Source organism: Amazonocrinis nigriterrae CENA67 (genome assembly GCF_016056305.1).
Taxonomy (GTDB): Bacteria; Cyanobacteriota; Cyanobacteriia; order Cyanobacteriales; family Nostocaceae; genus Amazonocrinis; species Amazonocrinis nigriterrae.
Window position 1 is genome coordinate 80,951 of sequence record NZ_JAECZC010000008.1, and the last position, 18,373, is coordinate 99,323.

At 42.3% G+C, this 18,373-nt stretch carries 18 protein-coding genes and 2 pseudogenes; 12 read left to right on the top strand and 8 right to left on the bottom strand.

What is annotated here, in order from left to right; translation table 11 throughout:
• Window positions 1–460: 460 nt before the first annotated feature.
• The 3 genes and pseudogenes from I8748_RS06930 to I8748_RS06940 all read right to left on the bottom strand — a co-directional run bounded on the left by I8748_RS06930 (window position 461) and on the right by I8748_RS06940 (window position 3,201).
• On the bottom strand, window positions 461–1,891 hold the full coding sequence (locus I8748_RS06930; protein ID WP_198123917.1) for an aromatic ring-hydroxylating dioxygenase subunit alpha: 1,431 nt from the start codon (window positions 1,889–1,891) through the stop codon (window positions 461–463).
• Between the two features lie 211 nt (window positions 1,892–2,102).
• Window positions 2,103–2,783 (bottom strand): annotated as a pseudogene (locus I8748_RS06935) (group II intron reverse transcriptase); the annotation flags it as partial.
• Between the two features lie 112 nt (window positions 2,784–2,895).
• The gene (locus I8748_RS06940) at window positions 2,896–3,201 is read right to left on the bottom strand and encodes a hypothetical protein (protein WP_198123938.1); all 306 of its coding nucleotides are present in this window, start codon (window positions 3,199–3,201) and stop codon (window positions 2,896–2,898) included.
• Between the two features lie 280 nt (window positions 3,202–3,481).
• On the opposite strand from I8748_RS06940, the gene I8748_RS35625 reads away from it, so the two are divergent.
• Window positions 3,482–3,616, top strand: coding sequence for a hypothetical protein (locus I8748_RS35625; protein WP_263975721.1), 135 nt, complete (start codon window positions 3,482–3,484; stop codon window positions 3,614–3,616).
• An 88-nt stretch (window positions 3,617–3,704) separates the two neighbouring features.
• Here I8748_RS35625 and I8748_RS06945 read toward each other — a convergent pair whose 3' ends face one another.
• Entirely contained in the window at window positions 3,705–5,765 is a 2,061-nt protein-coding gene (locus I8748_RS06945; RefSeq protein WP_198123918.1) for a pentapeptide repeat-containing protein, read from the bottom strand.
• A 588-nt stretch (window positions 5,766–6,353) separates the two neighbouring features.
• Window positions 6,354–6,473 (bottom strand): annotated as a pseudogene (locus I8748_RS34985) (IS701 family transposase); the annotation flags it as partial.
• Window positions 6,474–6,609: 136 nt separating this feature from the next.
• Between I8748_RS34985 and I8748_RS06950 the strand changes: the two are divergent.
• The 6 genes from I8748_RS06950 (at window position 6,610) to I8748_RS06975 (ending at window position 10,645) form a co-directional block, all read left to right on the top strand.
• Window positions 6,610–6,972 (top strand): hypothetical protein, encoded by a 363-nt coding sequence (locus I8748_RS06950; protein WP_198123919.1) that lies wholly within the window; start codon window positions 6,610–6,612, stop codon window positions 6,970–6,972.
• A gap of 114 nt (window positions 6,973–7,086) precedes the next feature.
• On the top strand, window positions 7,087–7,695 hold the full coding sequence (locus I8748_RS06955) for a J domain-containing protein (protein ID WP_198123920.1): 609 nt from the start codon (window positions 7,087–7,089) through the stop codon (window positions 7,693–7,695).
• Between the two features lie 191 nt (window positions 7,696–7,886).
• Window positions 7,887–8,477: a hypothetical protein gene (locus I8748_RS06960; protein ID WP_198123921.1), complete on the top strand. Its 591-nt coding sequence runs from the start codon at window positions 7,887–7,889 to the stop codon at window positions 8,475–8,477.
• Between the two features lie 11 nt (window positions 8,478–8,488).
• Complete coding sequence (locus I8748_RS06965; protein WP_198123922.1) at window positions 8,489–9,466, top strand: ATP-binding protein; 978 nt, start codon at window positions 8,489–8,491, stop codon at window positions 9,464–9,466.
• Window positions 9,466–10,071, top strand: coding sequence for a metal-dependent hydrolase (locus tag I8748_RS06970; RefSeq protein WP_225896339.1), 606 nt, complete (start codon window positions 9,466–9,468; stop codon window positions 10,069–10,071). The genes I8748_RS06965 and I8748_RS06970 overlap by 1 nt, the downstream gene beginning before the upstream one ends.
• Window positions 10,061–10,645, top strand: coding sequence for a helicase HerA domain-containing protein (locus tag I8748_RS06975; protein ID WP_225896340.1), 585 nt, complete (start codon window positions 10,061–10,063; stop codon window positions 10,643–10,645). The genes I8748_RS06970 and I8748_RS06975 overlap by 11 nt, the downstream gene beginning before the upstream one ends.
• 3 nt (window positions 10,646–10,648) lie before the next feature.
• Here I8748_RS06975 and I8748_RS06980 read toward each other — a convergent pair whose 3' ends face one another.
• Together I8748_RS06980 and I8748_RS06985 are read right to left on the bottom strand one after the other, a co-directional pair.
• Window positions 10,649–10,840 carry a hypothetical protein gene (locus tag I8748_RS06980; RefSeq protein WP_198123923.1) on the bottom strand — a complete coding sequence of 64 codons (192 nt, stop codon included), beginning with the start codon at window positions 10,838–10,840 and terminating at the stop codon, window positions 10,649–10,651.
• Between the two features lie 2 nt (window positions 10,841–10,842).
• A complete protein-coding gene (locus tag I8748_RS06985) occupies window positions 10,843–11,178 on the bottom strand; it encodes a peptidase dimerization domain-containing protein (RefSeq protein WP_225896341.1) in 336 nt (111 codons plus the stop codon).
• Window positions 11,179–11,546: 368 nt separating this feature from the next.
• Between I8748_RS06985 and I8748_RS06990 the strand changes: the two genes are divergently transcribed.
• The 5 genes from I8748_RS06990 to I8748_RS07010 all read left to right on the top strand — a co-directional run bounded on the left by I8748_RS06990 (window position 11,547) and on the right by I8748_RS07010 (window position 16,966).
• Window positions 11,547–11,711, top strand: coding sequence for a hypothetical protein (locus I8748_RS06990; protein WP_198123924.1), 165 nt, complete (start codon window positions 11,547–11,549; stop codon window positions 11,709–11,711).
• A 63-nt stretch (window positions 11,712–11,774) separates the two neighbouring features.
• Window positions 11,775–12,341 carry an HPF/RaiA family ribosome-associated protein gene (locus I8748_RS06995; protein WP_198123925.1) on the top strand — a complete coding sequence of 189 codons (567 nt, stop codon included), beginning with the start codon at window positions 11,775–11,777 and terminating at the stop codon, window positions 12,339–12,341.
• Between the two features lie 239 nt (window positions 12,342–12,580).
• The gene (locus I8748_RS07000; RefSeq protein WP_198123926.1) at window positions 12,581–13,051 is read left to right on the top strand and encodes an Hsp20/alpha crystallin family protein; all 471 of its coding nucleotides are present in this window, start codon (window positions 12,581–12,583) and stop codon (window positions 13,049–13,051) included.
• Between the two features lie 129 nt (window positions 13,052–13,180).
• Window positions 13,181–14,197 (top strand): CapA family protein, encoded by a 1,017-nt coding sequence (locus I8748_RS07005; RefSeq protein ID WP_198123927.1) that lies wholly within the window; start codon window positions 13,181–13,183, stop codon window positions 14,195–14,197.
• Between the two features lie 24 nt (window positions 14,198–14,221).
• Entirely contained in the window at window positions 14,222–16,966 is a 2,745-nt protein-coding gene (locus I8748_RS07010) for a UPF0182 family membrane protein (protein WP_198123928.1), read from the top strand.
• Window positions 16,967–17,041: 75 nt separating this feature from the next.
• Here I8748_RS07010 and I8748_RS07015 read toward each other — a convergent pair whose 3' ends face one another.
• Window positions 17,042–18,196: a tRNA-dependent cyclodipeptide synthase gene (locus tag I8748_RS07015; RefSeq protein WP_198123929.1), complete on the bottom strand. Its 1,155-nt coding sequence runs from the start codon at window positions 18,194–18,196 to the stop codon at window positions 17,042–17,044.
• Window positions 18,197–18,373 lie beyond the last annotated feature (177 nt).

Genomic DNA, 18,373 nt, shown 5'->3' on the forward strand with positions numbered 1-18,373 from the left:
TTTATCTGTTTTTCTTGGATTTAAATTGAACAGATACAGCAATAATTATTAAGTTTTAGTAACCTGAAACTACTAGAATTATTAGTGATTCCATGACAATAAACTTCGATTTTGGAAATTTATTAACATAAATTCTACTCTGTAAATCTAGTCATATTTGTCTATAAAGTATGGTAAAAGTATGATGATTACTTTATACAAAAGTATTTAAAAAGTATGATAAGTATGTAGATTAACAGGACTTCAACAAAAATGCTTTGGGTTATAGAAAGTGAATGCTGTGTACAAACCTGAAAAGGGCATCAGCATTGGGGGCAAGCATTTGGAGCGGGGGGAGCAGGAGGAGTGAAAACCTTCAAAAAATGACTTTGACAAAGAATGCTAGCCTTAACTGAACTGTATTGCTCTTTCCCCCCAGCCTCCCCAGCTCACCACCATCCAAAGTTTCTGTGGCGCACCACTAGTTTTTGTCAGGGAGATTTCTAGGCGGGACTTTCCGCCCTTGGTAAAATTTTCGTTCTAAGTTGCCCAAACCAAACCAAATCCCCGCAGCGATAATCACAACTAAGGTCGAAATCGAAATAGAGATGATCTGTGTGTGGGTGGAAATGAACATACTCATAGGTAGTAGCGCCCAAGTCAGCACCCCCACCACAGCTATCCCTAGCTTTAACCGTTGCAAGTTAGTTAGGGCAGTGCTGCAACTGGTGCATTTTTCCGTGTGGGAATGATATCTATCCAGTAGTGCTTCTAATTGCAGTAGTGGTGGCAGAGTCTTCCCTGGAAATGGCTCAGCACTGTATTGCTTGACCCACGAACGCAATTGGTAGATAAAAAGATCTGCTTTGGTCGGCAAATAAAATGCCTTTGTAAAGTTGGCACTGCCACCTCGTTTTTCAAAATAGCGTTCTTGATAATGCAGAAAAATCTGATCATCTTCTAATACGCCATTTTGCCCGATATGGGAGTACCAACGCGGAGTCAGCTTCATCAAAAATCCAGGCAATTTTGAAGAAAATTTGAATGGGAATAAGGCAAATAGCCGACATTCTCCTTTACGAATCGGAGTTGCATATACTACTGTTAGTGTCCTGCCAAACTGCTTGGAGGTCAAGTCGTGCCACATTAATCCTGGAGCAATGAAAGTTGTATCCTGTCGCCCAAGGGTTCCTTTACGCGGGCCTTGTGCCCAACTTCCTTTGAATCCCCATTTCCCCGATTCCACAACCTCTAATTCAACAGCACTTACATTTGCTCGATTGCCAACAGTGCCATGGTGTGTGTAAGGTATGTGACTACTGTCTAGAACGTTCTCCATCAAAGTCAGGGCATCATAGGGCAAGTCTCGAAATGTTTTCAGGCAGATCCAACCGTCTGTTTCTTCCAAGATGTCAACAACCGGAACTTTAGTTTTAGCTGCATTCTCCGCACAACCAGGATAAACAAACAACAGTCCAGTACGAACTGTGGTTGGTAGTGAACGGCAGCAGGCACGCTGTGAAACTTCTGCCTTTCCTCCTTCGACTTGTTGCGGAATATGAACGCACTTTCCTGTTCCTGAAAACGTCCAGCCATGATAAGGACATTCGAGCAATCCATCCGAGTTTATTCTTCCCTCCGAAAGTGGCACTAACCTATGTGGGCATTGATCTACAAATGCTCGCCACATCTGTTCATTTTTGTCCCACCACAGGACAATATCCTGGTCTAACAAGGTGAAGCGCGTTGGCCGAGATTTATCTAGATCCTCAACATAATGGACAGGATACCAAGCTTCTTGCCAATCAAACCGATCTGGGTCGAGTCCACCAGCACCGAGGTCTTCTGTTACTCTGGTTTGGGAACTGACTGAAACAGCAGAATCCTCTAACTGTAGAATGCTGTTGAACATGGTGAGAATAGTCAACAATTATTTTGATTTTTACTCCAACCAAAATATAACTATTTTTTAATGGTACTGACAGCCAAGAGTTGAAAAATCAGCCAATAGCCTCAACGTGGACTCACCTTTTGGTTGAGTCGATGGGGAGTATTATCTCCCACACCTCTGAGTTAGAACCGGACGTGCCGCGTTTGCGTGCATCTGGCTCCCGATGTTCTGGTTTGCTCATGTGCAGGTAATCATGACAGCTTTCATGGACTGCTATCAGATTATTCTTTTTCCAGTTGGAGTGGTTCCCATATTTGTGATGTAGGTTAACTTTCTCATCAGATAGGAGTTTAAGTCCACAGGCTGCACAAGTATGGTTTTGCCGTTTTAAAGCAAAAGAGGTTTTGCCGTCGTAGAGTTTGCTGTTACGTTGACTCCAGTAGGTGATGTCTCCATCAAAGGGTGATTTTATACCTTTAACGTTGACGTGCTTGTTTTCGAAGTAGGGAACCTTGGGGAACGCTTTGTCCAGCAAAATCTTGCTGGTTTGGCGGTTTAGTTTGGTTTCCTTATTGAACACCTGAAATGCTCTGCGTTGGATGTGGTACAACGAGAATCGTGACCCGTTCATCTTGCAGTGGCAGTGGTAGTTCCTCCATCCTCTAACTACAGGGGCTAACTTGAGAGCCTTTGTTGTAGCACCAATATTCGAGTTGTTGACAATGCGCTTTACTTTCTGACGGAATGTTTTAAAGTTGTCCTCTGAAGGGACACATCTAAATTTTCCGTTGTTCTGCACCTTGAAGTGCTAGCCAAGGAAGTCAAAGCCCGAAGTCGTAGCGGTTAGCTTGGTCTTGTTCTGGCTGATATTCATCCCCCTGTCTGCTAGGAATTGGCTGATTTTGGCTAGTATAAGGAATACGGCATCTTCCTATAACTAAATAAACAACAACTATATGTAGACCACGCTTGCCATTGTAAACTCTAATTAAGTCTCCAAATTCTGAGAATTTCCCTCGCTTTTCTCACGTTGTTAAGTCAATAATGACTTGTAAAAAAGGTTTTCTTCCTGGAGTTGATGACGATAATATCTTTAATACTGTTAAGAGCGCGTGGTGACGAATTGCCCTAATCATTTTCCTTGTTGACCAAGGGTTTATGTTTAAGAATCTGCTAATTGCACTTGGAGATTTTGTCTGACTGTGTTCGGGTAACGGGTGTCCCTGTGCCTCCAAAAACAAAGTCAGCATCGCTTCTAAATTATCTTTCTGATACTGCGTCGGCATTAATTCTTTCAAGGTGTAAACTAGTTCTTGGGCGTGGGCAAGCATTGAAAAGTGCTTATTTACGAATATATTTCACGCCCTTTTTCTCATATTTTGAGTCAACTAAGCAATTCCAACATTTGCTCCATAGAGCGATCGCACGAGAGCGGATGACGCATTGTGCGGCATCCTAGCATCAAGCCGTTTTTGAAGCTTTTTATGTAGCATCACTGTTTATTACAGTTACATACTTAACCTTATTGTACTTAATAAATGTTCTTGACATACTGTGATATTTTGCGCTTTTTATTTCCCTGTTGCGGGTTTATTCGGTTAGGTGCAAGATGTGAGTTACGGTTCAATGTCCGTGGTTGCTAACACGCCGCGCAGTTTAACAGTGCAATCTCTCAATCCAATTGACGATGCAGCCAAAGTTCTGAATAGTTTCTCACGCGGTCAAGTAGCGGCTCAAGGGTTATGAAAAATTTTTCATGAGGTCAAGTTGTGGGGGCGGGAGATGTTAACCGAACCGTATTGGTCACAATCGGAGATATCGAAGTGACGTTAAATTATCCCAACCCGAATAATTTAGAAATCGCAGGCAATAATTTATTAGCCGCTTCCACCACCGAGGCAATCGCAGGTAAGCCAGAAAATATCCCTTTCAACATGGTGATAGCCGTTTTTGCCGTCTTTTGCTTGGTGGATTCTTGGGGACTTTTCCCCGCTTCTGCTAAAGTCTTCACCTGTTCTAGCGCTTCGGCTTTGTCTTCTTCTGGCAAATCTGCCGACTGTGAAATGCAAGAGTGCAACTGCGTCAATAGTTCTTTAATTCCTGGTTTATCTGCTTCTGGTGCATCAGGCAATTGATTGAGGGCAATACTCACATTACCGCTAATGGTTCCTAGATTAGCAATAGAACTATTACCAGCGATACCGCTAACATTACTGCTACCTTGAATATTGATGCCACTGATATCAGACATGATGGTATTTCCTTGTGTATAAGATTTAGGCTGCCCAAGTGCAGTATTTAACATAATTTCTAAATTACGAATGCGATCGCTTCTTTCTACCAGCAATAATTGCTGACTCTGCAATAAAGCTTTGAGTTGATTATAATCATCAAAATATTCTGCACTTAGTTGAGATTTATCGCTACCTACTGCGGTTTTGGCTCTGAGTAAGAATTTATCATCGCCGCGTTTCTCCATTGCCACAATTTCTAACTCGGCTTCGGGATGTTTTTCAGCGAGGTTTTTGAAAGCTATGGCAACAGCGCGGGGGTCAACGCCTTGATTGTGATAAAGGTCAAGGGTATCAAAAATTGGCTGGATAAAGTCGGCAAAGTCTCCATCTGCAAATACCTCTTGTTTATTATCAGGTTTGCGAAGGGGGTCAGGGTCTTCTTTGGTGGGTAAGCGCATAAAGACATATTCACACTTCACCCCATGCAATTTAGTCGTATTTGTAATCCCCCAATCTTCGATGTAGGCTCCGGTGAGTGTTGCACCTGTTAAATCTGTGCCCTCTAGTTGCGTTTGCTTCAGCTTTGCTCTTGATAAATCGGCATCTTGTAAATTAGCTTCACTAAGGTCAGCACCGATAAAGCTGGCATCAGCTAAGTTAGCTGCTTTTAAGTTGATACCTCGTAGGTTTTCGTGGTCAAAGTTTTTGTCCTGTCCCTGTCCTGTAACCAGCAGTTGACGTACTTGTGAGTTTTGCAGATAAGTCAAACCAGGACGAACACGGTCAAACATTTTGGCTTGATACCAACGGCTACAAATAAGGATAGTGTTTCGTAAATCTGTACTTTTGAGCGTAGCTTGGGAAAAATCAGCATTGGTTAAGTTAGCGCCACGAAAACTTGTACCTCTTGCAGCTGCAAAAGCAACAGCAATATTGCGAACTAAGGAATATTTTTCGTTTCCTTTCATTGCTTGCCAACCAATGTAAATACTAAACAACACTCCGACGACGGCGAAGGCGAAGGCGAAGGCTCCGGCAAAGGCTAAGGCTCCGGCTCCGGCTCCGGCGAAGGCGAAGGCGACGGCGACGGTGATGGCAATGGCTCTGGCTCTGGCTAAGGCTCCGGCTCCGACGAAGGCGATGGCGATAGCGATAGCGACAGTGAAGGCTCCGGCAAAGGCTCCGGCTCCGGCGAAGGCTCCGGCGAAGGCGATGGCTCCAGCTCCAGCTCCAGCTCCGGCTCCGGCGAAGGCTAAGGCTCCGGCTCCGGCTCCGGCGATGGCGACGACGAAGGTCAAGGCTCCTAAGCCAGCTACTACTCCTTGGCGAATTGTGATCAAGAAAAAGGCAATTAATAGGATTAGGACAGTCCAGCCCCTAATATCAGTTTCTAATCTGGAATTAAATATTTGTGACACGAAGTAACCATTGAAAGCCCATAACAATCCTGAAAATACCGACAACAACCACCCGACAAAGACTAGGAAAATTACCCACCGGGGTTGCAGTCCTGCTTTGGCATGGCTAAAGTTTGCACCTATTAAATTAGCGTTGGTGAAGTTTGCCCCTCGGATATCGGCATAGCCAAAGTTTGCACCCGCAAGGTCAAGTCCTTTGAAGTTGCGTCCTCGGAGATTTTGACCAGAGAAATCTAAAGCCATATTCCATTTGATGGAGGTGAGCAAATTTTACTACACGCTCACCGCTTTAAATTTAAGAATGATTCAGATATTACTTATTTTTGCATAAGAATATTTACCAAAGTTTTTGCAATGCCATTCGTTTCAGTTGAATCTTCAACACTGGGTCACTTTGGTATTCAAGCAGGAATTCATCAGGTGGACATTCCCCTGTTGCCGGATATGATTTAAGTTGATCGAGTCGTTGCGATCGCCCTTGCTTTATGAAAAATTTTTCAAGAAGCTTATCTTGGACTCAAAACTGGGGGGCGATCGCTTCAGAAATTACAGTTGTCAAAACTTCACAGTTCGCTCCCATCCCTGCACTTTCCAAGTGCTGACAATCCGAGAACTAAAGCGGATGGCTAGCTCTTTCGGGATGAAGAATTACAGCAGCATTTCTTTTACAAACTCAGTCATAATTACCACTAAATCTATGTAATTAGTGGATGTTAAATTGCTAAATTTTATACCAAATTACAATTTCTTATACTAAGTCTGAACTAACCTTGGACTAAGCCTGGACTAAGCCTACAGAATCAGTTTTTTCAATTTGTAAATCCCCTTGACTAAATCTTCCATGATGTTTGCCAAACGTCTACAGCCTGCATATTTCGCTTCTGCCAGCAAGAACAGAGTGTAAGTGTTGAGATCACACTTGGCGGTAGATGGTTTGGTAGTCGCTCTGATGGCCTGAACCCCTGAATACGCTTTCGACGTAAATTATCCGTCTTTCCAGCCCAAGAATGATTAGCGATCGCCTATTGTTTCTAATTTCTCTTACCGCATTATTTGTCTAATTTGTCAATGCGTAAGTCCTAACATTATGGAATTAAAAGTACAACAGCCTATGGACTGGGGCTTAATTGGAGCAATAGTTGCAATAGTAGGAATACCTATTGCAGTGTTTCAGACGTGGATATCATTTCAACAATACAGAGACTCAAAAAGATTACCCACTGTTACCGACAAAGACGAACTACGAATTTTACGAGCCTTGGTTACTGAAGTTGAAGGACGTAGTTTAAACATTTACAAAAATTCGTCATTTTACCGCCCAGCTTTAGATACTCTGCTAAACCAAGAGCTAATTCGTCAAAAAGGGGATAAGTATTATTTAACTGAGGTAGGAGAAGCAGTTGTCAGGAAGCATTTGACAGAATTCTTTAAGACTAGAAGATTCAGATAATTTAAATACTTGAGTATTTGAGTACGCAAAAAATCAAAAAGCCGCCAAATTATTGAGGAATGGTTAGAAAGGCGTAACAAGATTTAAGGCGATCGCTTTATACAAAACTTAACAATGAATGATATCTCAGCCTATCCCCTCACTTGGGCGACAATCTACCCAAGAACCTCGCAACACAAGCGACAAACTGCACGGTTTGAGGTTGGTTTTTCAGTCGCTCGTGATGACCTACTCAACGAGCTTAGACTACTGGGTGCAAAAAATTTAGTTATTTCCAGTAACGTACCACTCCGGCGAGATGGTCTACCGTATGCCAATTTTAGAGAGCCGGACGATTCGGGCGTTGCAGTTTACTTTCAAATTAAGGATAAGAACTATGCTTTATGCTGCGACAAGTGGCTCAAAGTCAAGGACAACATGAGAGCCATCGGACTGCACATTGCAGCTATGCGCGGCATGGAAAGGTGGGGAGTGGGGAGTGTAGAGCAAGCTTTCGCAGGATACCAAGCGCTACCACCATCTATAGAAAAGAAGTGGTGGCAAATTCTTGGTGTTGATGTCCGTGCAAGTGATGATGAAGTGAGGGCAGCTTACAGAGAATTAGCCAAAAAATATCATCCAGATGGCGGTACTTCACCCAATAATGACAAGATGACAGAAATCAATGCTGCCTATGAGCAGGCAAAGCAGGCTGGTTACAAGTGTGGTAACTATAACTGGTGAGCAGGGGTGCGGGGGTGCAGGGTTGAAGGGGTGCGATCGCACCTTGCCATGATGCTCTGAATTTTCCTCTAAGAAAAAGTGTAGGGTCATCCTCATAAAATCTTTACCCTACAACTCGTAATTTCACCGTACAGTCTGCCGGACTATATGCTCGACAATAAGCTTAATAACTGGCATACAACACGCAGACCATGACAGACATCCAACCCGACACCCTACAGAACGAGGCAGAAAATTCCAAAATTTCCATATTAGAATTACAAAAAAAATATGGGATTCAAAGGGATAGTTTCTATGCAAGGTTAAAATACCTGCGGATTACAACTCATAAGGTGTCGGGTAAAGCTCATCTGGATGCTCAGCAAGTTGAATATATGGACGCGCTGCACGAGCATATTAAAGCTACCGGACGCATGGAAAATTACCCAGTACCGGAACCATCTGGGCCAATTGAAGACGAGCAGCCAGCACCAACAACTACTTTGACTGTTGCAGAAACTCAGCAAGTGACAACAGCACCAAGCTACGCACCTAAGCAGCAGCGATCGCAGTCCTCCCAAGTAGACGACACAACAGCCATTATTACCAGCGCACAGAATAAAGCAGCCGGTACACTCATTGCTGAAAATGTACTGGCTCAACACTTCATTCAAAATCCTCAACTCTTGCCAGACCATCTAAAAGCCAAAATCCAAGAGTCTGCACAAATGCCTAGTGTTGACCCTTTCGGATACGCGGACTCATTGATCAGTATCGCAATGGGTTCTATCAACGCGGCTTAAAGTTTCTGGGAATGCTGAGTGCCGGGTTAGCGATCGCACTCAACGGCTTAAACCCACTATCATTACTAGCTTTGGTTGCGGGAGGGGCGATCGCCATTCTCCCAAAATTTTCCTCTAAGAACGAGACTGACAACTCAGCACTCAGCACTAACGACATACCAGCGCCGGGTGAGTTCAAAATCTACAGGCAAGCCGAGTTAAGCCGGACGGCAGCATCATTACTAGCTAATGGTGCAATTTTGATTGCTGGGGAAGATGGGAGTGGTAAATCTGTACTAGCTAACGCGGTGGTGGAGAAACTACAAAATGATGGCTTCACTGTGGCGTTTATCGAGCCTGCAACCCCTAAACAAATGTTGCTAGAAATAGCACATCAGTTTGATATTCCTACTGAGGATTTAGAGGGGAAATCGCTGACAGCTGACAAGCTAAAACGGGCGATCGCAACTTTCTTAGAGGAAAGTACAGCATTCTTAGTAATAGATGATGCCCATTCCTGTGATGCAAAATTCAGGATGTGGCTAAAGCAGTTGCGCCGGGGGAAATCGCCCGTACCAATGCTATTACTTGCAACTGACCCACCGCGCACCGACATCTTTATAAATATCCCGCGCATTGAATTAAAACCATTGCCAGAATCCGCAATTAGAGAAATTATGATTGCTGCTGCCCTTGAGAGAGGAATTACCTTAAAGCCTGCGGAAATGGCTAAAATTCAAAGCCGCGCCGGGGGAAATCCAACATTGGCTATACGTTCAGTTGAGGAGGAGTATCTAGGTTTGGAAGTTGAGGAGGGCGACCACCGCCGCTATTTTGACATCACACCATTAATATTGTTGGCGGGTATCGCCTTTGTAATTATGCGGTTTATTGGGTTGGGAACGTCAGACCAAGCACTCTACATTTTTGGAGGTATCGCCGCGGCCATCTTCCTGGGACTATCTCGGCTGCTGTACAACCTACCGCGTGAAAGCCAGAGGATACGGTAATGTTAGGGATTAGTCACCTATTAATTAGTGGTACAGCGACATCATTATTATTAGGGACTGCTAACCCTGCTGTTATTGCTGTGGGTGCGATCGCTGGCTTATTGCCCGACATCGATGTATCCACCTCCCCAGCTGGGCGTGTCCTTCCGTGGGTGAGTGCGTTTTTTGAAAGCAGAATGCCTCATCGCAGTTGTACACACAGTTTAGTTGCCAGTGCTGCGATCGCTATAGTCGGGTATGGAGTAGCGTTGTTTCACCCTCAGTTTATTAATTTAGTCCACGCTTTGAGCATCGGTTATTTCTTCGGTTGGTTTAGTGACGTGTTCACTCGCGGCGGTGTGGAAATGTTCTGGCCTTCCCCGGTGCGTTGTGTTTGTCCTGGTAATCGGAATTTGAGGCTGAGGACTGGGAGCAATGCTGAGTACTTCGTGCTGATTATTTTGATTGCGATCGCTCTCGCAGTCTTTTCTATCAACAGTTCTGGCGGCTTACTAACCCAATTCAACAGACTGATCGCTGCCCCTTCGGGGGTTCAAAAGCTTTACAACGAAAGCGGCTCAACCCACCTGATTATGGCCAATAGACGGCATTCTGTTGGGGGATAAGGTCTATTGGAACCCTGCCAAGCTTCGCAACGGTCACGTTGTCATTCTGGGTACTTCTGGAAGTGGTAAAACTCAGACTCTTAAGGCTCTTGGTTATGAGTTACCACTACTATTTCCAGGCATTAAAATAGTAATTTCTGATTTTCACGGAGATTTAGAACTACCTGGAGAAGTTTGTTACCCTCTTAACGCTGAGTCACCTTATGGGTTAAACCCACTGGTTATTGATTTAGATCCAAAAGGTGGTGGGCCGGATTTGCAAGCGATCGCTGTCTCTTCCATTCTCAGAAAATCCTTAAAAATGGGAGATAACCAAGAAGGTTTAGTGTTAAATGCTTTAATAAGTTGCTACCACCATAAAGGTATTTCTCAAGATAACCAATCAAGTTGGAAGCTTCAACCCCCTACATTTGCTGACTTAGAAAGTGAACTGCAAAGCCGCGTTGAGGATGGTTGTAAAGATTCCCAGAAATTATTATTAAAAATGGCTGCTACCTTTAAATACGGAATATTCAGCAAGCCTCAACCATCAATGAATTTTCCTATTGTTAGGTTTGACTTACAGCGTTTTTGAGGTTTATGAGGTACAGTAACAACAATTAGTAAACCAATTTTTTAGATGCTTTGGATTGACTAATTTCAGTGCAATTTTAATTAAACCATCAACTACAGACGCATTCTTAGGTGAAAATTGTTTGAGAAAAGCTTTTAATTGTGACCACCAATGCTCGATATATTTTAGCGATCGCCTGACCTTGGGGTGGAGCATTTTCACTCGTTTTTACCCGACTTCAGAAAATCGCGTTGCTCCCCCCTAGCATTGTGTAGTTCTCCTACAGCTGTGGCTATGCGCTTGAGTCCATCGAGCAGATAGTTTTGCACCTCTAAGTTAGTTGTGTGGATCGTGCCTTGCAAAGTTGCTTCTTCAGCGATGACGTTACCAGCACTACCTGCTTCTACTTTGCCAATGGTAACTACCGAAGGATAGGCTGGGTTAATTTCCCGTGAAACCAGGGTTTGCACAGCCATAATCAACAGTCCAGCAACAACCACAGCATCAACAGCTTCATGGGGTCTAGCTCCGTGTCCATTAGATAGGTTTTGCATAGTAAATTTACCAGTTTTTACAGGTTGAGAGTATGTAACGTTCAAGTACAATGTGGCTTAATTTTTATGGCTTTAATTTGATGCTAAGAGAAGAATTTGAAGAACTTGTGAAGTAGTTTTAGTTTCCTCACAATTTCCTCACTTCCTGATTTTTAACTTCTGGTTGTCAAATTATTAAATTTTGTTTGTATATATTTTTATCGTTTCTTCCCTGACATTGGCTTTGAGAGTCATAATAGAAATTGCAGGTAGACTATTAAAAAGAAAGTTCAACATCCTAATATTGACTACTGAGTTGTAATTGCTGCGGCACATTTTGCAGATGCAACAAATTGCTCCTTCCAGATTTAGTGTGGGAGGTGACTCAAATGACCATCACAGCCACTAAACCAAATTTGCAGGTCAAAAAGCAAATTAAGAAAAAACAGTTATCTAAACGTTCAATAGATATCGGTACTCCTCAAGTTCCTCTACATCAACTTGTAGCAAAGCAAGAGCATGAGTTGCTTTGTGATTGGGAAAACGCATCTTAATTAGCATCTTGTCTGAACAACCTATCAATCAAGGCAAGAGATACTTGAGAAATAGGAGAAATCATGAGAATTCCACTACAAATCACCTTTCATAACATTCCACCCTCAGAAGCTGTAGAAGCAAAAATTCGCTCCTTAGTTGATAAGCTAGAGCATTTTTATAACCGGATTACGAGCTGCCGAGTCATAGTTGATGCTCCACATCGGCATCACCGTAACGGTAAACTTTATCAGGTGCGAATTGACATCACTGTGCCAACGGGGGAAATAGTTGTGAAACGTGACCCACCTGAACGTCAAAGTCACGAGGATATTTATGTAGCAATTCGTGATGCCTTTGATGCAGCCAAGCGTAAACTGCAAGACCATACCAGTCTACTGCGTCAAGAAACCAAGACTCATGAACAGCAACCTCATGGACGAATTGCCACATTATTCTCAGATGAGGGCTACGGCTTCATTGAGACATCTGAAGGTAGCGAAGTTTATTTTCACCGTAACAGTCTATTCAATGGTGATTTCGAGCAGTTGCAGGTGGGAGATGAAGTCCGTTTTGCCCAAGAAGAAGGTGATCAAGGACTCCAAGCTAGCACTGTCAGACTGATTGGTAAGCATCACTTGCAAGGTTGAAGCTGTTGACTTCAGACATTTTCTTCATAGTCCAGATAGCATCAACCACTTCCTCACAAGTTCCTCAAATTTTCCTTTTAACTTAAAGATAGTGGCAGAATCTCTGTTGTTTGCAAAAAGGTTTTACCACTATCACTCCAGTAACTTGCTACATCCAGCCCACACTGAAGTGAAAGCTGCAAAGGTAGCAATCAAGTTGAAATATCAAGTTTGAAATCACAAATATTGGAGGCAATGTTATGCCGATTACTCGTTGGGAACCTTTCCAAGAAATTGAACGTTGGGAGCCTTGGCGGGAGATTGAGCATTTACAACAACGCATGAACCGCCTGTTTGAGCGGATGATACCCGGTGGAGATGGAGGAGAAATATCTGCACTCACCTTTATACCCTCCGCCGAAATGCAAGAAACTGCTGACGAAGTTCACCTCAGACTAGAAATTCCGGGATTGGAATCTAAAGATTTGAATGTGGAAGTTACTGAAGACTCTGTTTTAATCAGTGGTGAACGCAAGTCTGAAACCAAGACGGAAGAAAAAGGCGTGACACGCTCTGAATTCCGTTATGGCAAATTTGAGCGAATCATTCCGCTACCTGCTCACGTTCAAAAAGACAAAGCGCAAGCTGAATACAAAAACGGCATTCTTACCCTCACCCTACCGAAAGTTGAAGGAGAGAAGAAAAAAGCCGTCAAGATTAACCTTGGTTAGTTTGTTGCTCTAAAAGCAGGGGGAAAGGGATGAAAAACAGGGGAAAAGGGATCAAAAGGCCACCCATAATACCAAAAAGCTTGAAATCCATTTGCCCCTTTCCCCCTTCCCCTTTACCTGGAGGAACCTATGACAAAGTTCGTCACTTTAGCATTTATTGGCGATGTCATGCTGGGTCGGGGAGTCAACGAACAGATGAAGAGGAAATCACCAGAGTCTTTGTGGGGAGATGTCTTGCCGATATTGCGAGGTGCAGATGCCGTCATCGCTAATTTGGAATGTGCTATTACTCAACAGACTCAGGAGTGGAGTAGAACACCAAAAATGTTTTACTTCCGCGCCGACCCTACCGCAGTAGAGGTACTTCGGACTGCAAATATTCAATGTGTGAGTCTGGCCAACAACCACATCCTCGACTTCAATGACCAGGGGTTACTAGATACACTGAAATACCTTAATGCTGCGGGGATTCACCATGTTGGGGCAGGTCGGGATATCAGTGAAGCAACAACTCCCATGATCATGGATATTGCTGGTCTTCGTGTTGGTATGATTGCCCTCACAGATAACGAGCCTGATTTTGCAGCAACTAAGGATTCTCCAGGTATTAACTATCTAGAAATCATTCCCAATCCGTTAACTTTGTCACTGATTGAATCTGCGGTGGTGCAGTTACGGCAAGCTGGGGCTAAGTTAGTTGTCCTTTCTGCTCACTGGGGGCCGAATATGGTCATCTCACCGCCCCTTCACTTTCGCCAGTTTGCTCATGCAGTGGTAGATAGTGGTGTCGATATATTTCATGGTCATTCTGCTCATATCTTCCAAGGTGTAGAAAACTACAAACAAGGGCTAATCCTTTATGACACAGGGGATTTTCTCGATGATTATGCAGTTGATCCTGTGTTGCGTAACGATTGGTCTTTTGTGTTTCTGGTGGAAGTGAGCGATCGCGGCTTATATAAGTTGCGTTTGATACCTGTTGTTTTACAATACGCACAGGTTGACCTAGCGAAGGGAGAAGAATTCACCGCTATCTGTCACCGGATGCAAGCCCTTTGTGCAGCTTTTAATACCGATATTTTCAAAACGGCAGAAGGATTGGAAGTCAAATTGAGGAATGAAAAAAGGCTCATACGAGTTCTGTAGTCTGAATCTTCTAATGGATAAATTATGAACCTGAAGTACAGAGGCATTCTATTAATCATCCTGATTGCGATTATTGGTCTGTCTCTATCTAAAACACTAGTGCATATTCTGACCGAGGTATGGTGGTTTGATACTGTCGGGTTTCCAGAAGTATTTTGGACAAGGTTAACCTGGCAAATTCTCATTTGGATTGTCAGCTTTGCCTTCTACACCCTGTTTCTCTGGGGAAACTATCAGATTGCTATGCGCCATACTCGGCATAGTTCTTTTAGCTTTTTTGAAGACAGCGCATTGGCAGACTATGCTGATCAATTTGCCAACTTCCTAGCTTTAGCGTTGATTTTGTTCATTGGGTTTGGTGCAGCAAGTGCTAGTACTCCCTTATGGGAAACTATTTTGAAGTATCTGCATCCTACTAGTTTTGGCGATCGCGATCCCATATTTCAACAAGACATTGGCTTTTATGTCTTCGGGCTACCATTTTACGAAACTATTCGCAACTGGTTGTTATTCGCCTTTGTCTGGGGACTAATAGTATCTTTTCTGGTTTATTTTCTCAAAGACAGTTTTACACTCAGACGTAACGGACAAAATACCCTGAATTACAAAGCCAAAAATCATTTAACTTTGCTGTTGGCAGGAATCGCTGTATTAATTGCCGTTGATTTCTGGCTAAAACGTTACAGCCTCCTTTATTCAACCAACGGAGTTGTGTTTGGTGCTGGTTACACCGATGTTCATGCGCGGTTGTTTGCCTACTGGGTGACAAGTATTATTGCCTTAGTAATAGCAGTTCTGTTAATTCTCTCCATGAGGCAGAGAAGTTTTGCCTTACCCATATTAGGGATTATATTATTTGTCGGGGCTTTAGTTTTGCTCAACAGTGTTTACCCTTGGTTTGTGCAACAATTCATTGTTGAACCCAACGAATTAACTAAAGAAAAGCCATACATCGCCAACAATATCAAATTTACCCAAAATGGCTATCATTTGCATGACGTGCAGAGGCAAAACTATACAGCTGTAACCCAATTAAACCGCCAAGTTTTGCAAGCAAACCAGCCAACTATCCGCAACATTCGCTTATGGGACTACCGTCCACTTCTAAGTACTTACCGCCAAATTCAAGAGATTCGACTTTATTACCAATTTCATAGCGTGGATGTAGACCGTTATACCGTGAATGGTGATTATCAACAGGTAATGCTGTCGGGAAGGGAACTAGCTTATTCTCAGTTACCCCAAGAGGCTAAAACTTGGGTTAACCAGCGTTTGAAGTATACCCACGGCTACGGTTTGGTGATGAGTCCAGTTAACCAAGTCACCTCGGATGGTTTACCGGAACTATATATCAAAGATATTCCCCCCGTCTCTGCGGTGGATCTTCAGGTGAGTCAGCCGGCAATTTATTATGGTGAACAAACCGATAACTATATTTTTACTGGTACGAAAACCCAAGAGTTTGACTATCCTTTAGGGGATGGTAATGCTTTTACCAATTACAACGGCAAAGGCGGTGTATCCATACCAACGATGTGGCATAGACTAGCTTATGCTTACGACTTGGGTAGCCTCCAGATTTTAATTTCCAATTACTTTACGCCACAGTCGCGTATTCATTACTACCGTTTGCTTCAGGAAAGGGTGAGTCATGTTGCACCATTTCTGCATTTGGATAGTGATCCATACTTAGTATTAATTAATGGTAGATTACAGTGGATTGCGGATGGGTATACAACGAGCGATCGCTATCCCTATTCTGAACCAGTAGCACAGACTCAAAACGCTGCCGAAATTCTCAAGAGTGGAAATATTGAACAATTTTTACACCGTGATGTCAACTATCTCCGCAACTCAGTTAAAGTATTAGTTGATGCTTACGACGGCACAATGCAGTTTTTTGTTATAGATGAAACTGACCCAGTACTGCGTACTTACCAAAAGATTTTTCCTCACCTATTTACACCCAACTCTGCAATTCCATCTGAAGTAAAAGCGCATTTTCGTTATCCGCAAGACCTATTCAAAATCCAGGCGCAAATGTATCTTGTCTACCACATGAACGACCCGGAATTGTTCTACAACCGGGAAGACTTGTGGCGTTTACCCATCGAAACCTATGAAGGCAATGAACATATCATGCAGCCTTACTACATGATTATGCGCTTACCAGGAACAGCCCAGGAAGAATTTATCCAAATTTTACCGTTTACTCCTGCCAACAAAGACAACATGATTGCCTGGATGGCGGCGCGTTCCAATAGTAAGGAGTATGGTAAGTTACTTTTGTACGAATTTCCCAAACAAAAACTTATCTTTGGCCCTCGGCAAATTGAAGCGCGAATTGACCAGGAACCGCAAATTTCTCAGCAGTTTACTCTATGGAGTCAAGCAGGTTCTAAAGTAATTCGCGGAGATCTGTTAGTGATTCCCATTGACCAATCTTTACTCTACGTTGAACCAGTATATCTGCGGGCAGAACAGGGCGAGTTACCTGAACTGAAACGAGTAATTGTTGCCTATGACAAAGCCGTGGTAATGGAAGAAACTTTAGAACAATCTCTAGCAGCAATTTTCGGTGGCGTTCAAGAACAGAAGCCAGTACCTAGTGCTGTAACTGGAGAGGTTCCAAACCTGGCTAAATCTGCGTTGGCAACTTATCAAAAAGCGCAGGAAGCACTACGGCAAGGAAATTGGGCTGAATATGGACGTTATCAGCAAGAATTGGAGGAGATTTTGCAGAAATTGAATCAGGGTAGTAAGCCTTGAAATGTTATACAATCTTTTCAAGATTTGTTAGGCATAATTTTTTTACGGTATTGTAAATTTATTATTTTAGTCAGATTATCGACGTTTAAGATGTAAAGAAACATGGACTAGTTTTTTTAGTCTATCGGGAACACCAGGATAATGACCTTCGGCAATTTCTTCCACAATTTTTAATAAAGAGCCTGGATAAATCATTATTGATAAGTCCTCATTAAAAAGGCAACTAAAAATTGCTAATTCTTCGATTAAATACATGGATGACAATTCTACATAAAAATCCAAATTTTCAGTATTTTTCCTCAAGTGACGAAGAACAAAATCTTTCACATAATATTTAACTGAATTGGCAAAACTTTCATTATGTATAATAAGATTTTGTAATTGATTATAATATTTAAAATAATCTTCTGATTTTTGTATTTCTGAACAAAATATTACGCTAAAAGGACAGGTATTGCTGTAATTCTTAAAAACATAACTTGCATGATATTCGTACTCTCTTCCTAGAATTAGTGCCTTATTAAGTGCCTGTTCTTCCTTTAAACCTTCATTGATTTGTAGAGTAATTCTATGTATGCTATCACCAATCAAAACAGTACATTTTTTATATTTTTTACTAATCCAATCTGAGATTCCTACTAGTTTTGGCATTGAAAATTTTTCATTTTCTAAGCTTATACCTAAAAAACAATGTTCATATCTGTCAATTTTGTGCCTAGCAAATTGTGGTATAACTTCTTCAATCTCTACCCGATATTTTGGTCTAGTCAAAAATCTTATTCTCTTTTGAGGATTGACTAGTTTTTGAAAATCAGCATACTTCATCCTGACCAAATGAGCATAAGAATAAGCGTAAAATGCCACCTCTTGGTTTTTAGCTAAATCTTGCCACCAAAAAACCTCCATATTATAAAGTTCTCCGAAGGGTGGCAGTGTACCAAATTCACAATAGGGAAATAAATTTTCAAATTCTTCCTGGTTAAGTAATCTAACTTTATTTTTATCTAAAGCTGATTGGAGAGAGCCGAGATTGACTTGTAAACTAGCTGGTAAAAGAATCACAGCTATTGTTTGTCCGTCAATTTCCACTAATACAGGCTCAATTAAATCCATTCCTAACGTATGTTTATAAATTGTCAGTTCTTGTGATGTATGAGCAGGTGAATAATGAATTATTGTGTATTTAATTTGGTGAAAGTTTAGGAATTCTTGAAGTTGCTGAATAGACATAATAAAAATGAGGTAATTTTTTATAGCCATTCTTACGTTAATAAAATATTGCTAAATTCATAGATAAAAATCATCGCCACTTTGAGAATGTACTTCATCTGAGTAAGAAACGCTATAATCAGTAAGAGTTTAGAAGTAATTTAGGTTATTGGCTTAGCTAACCAAAACAAGCAAAGC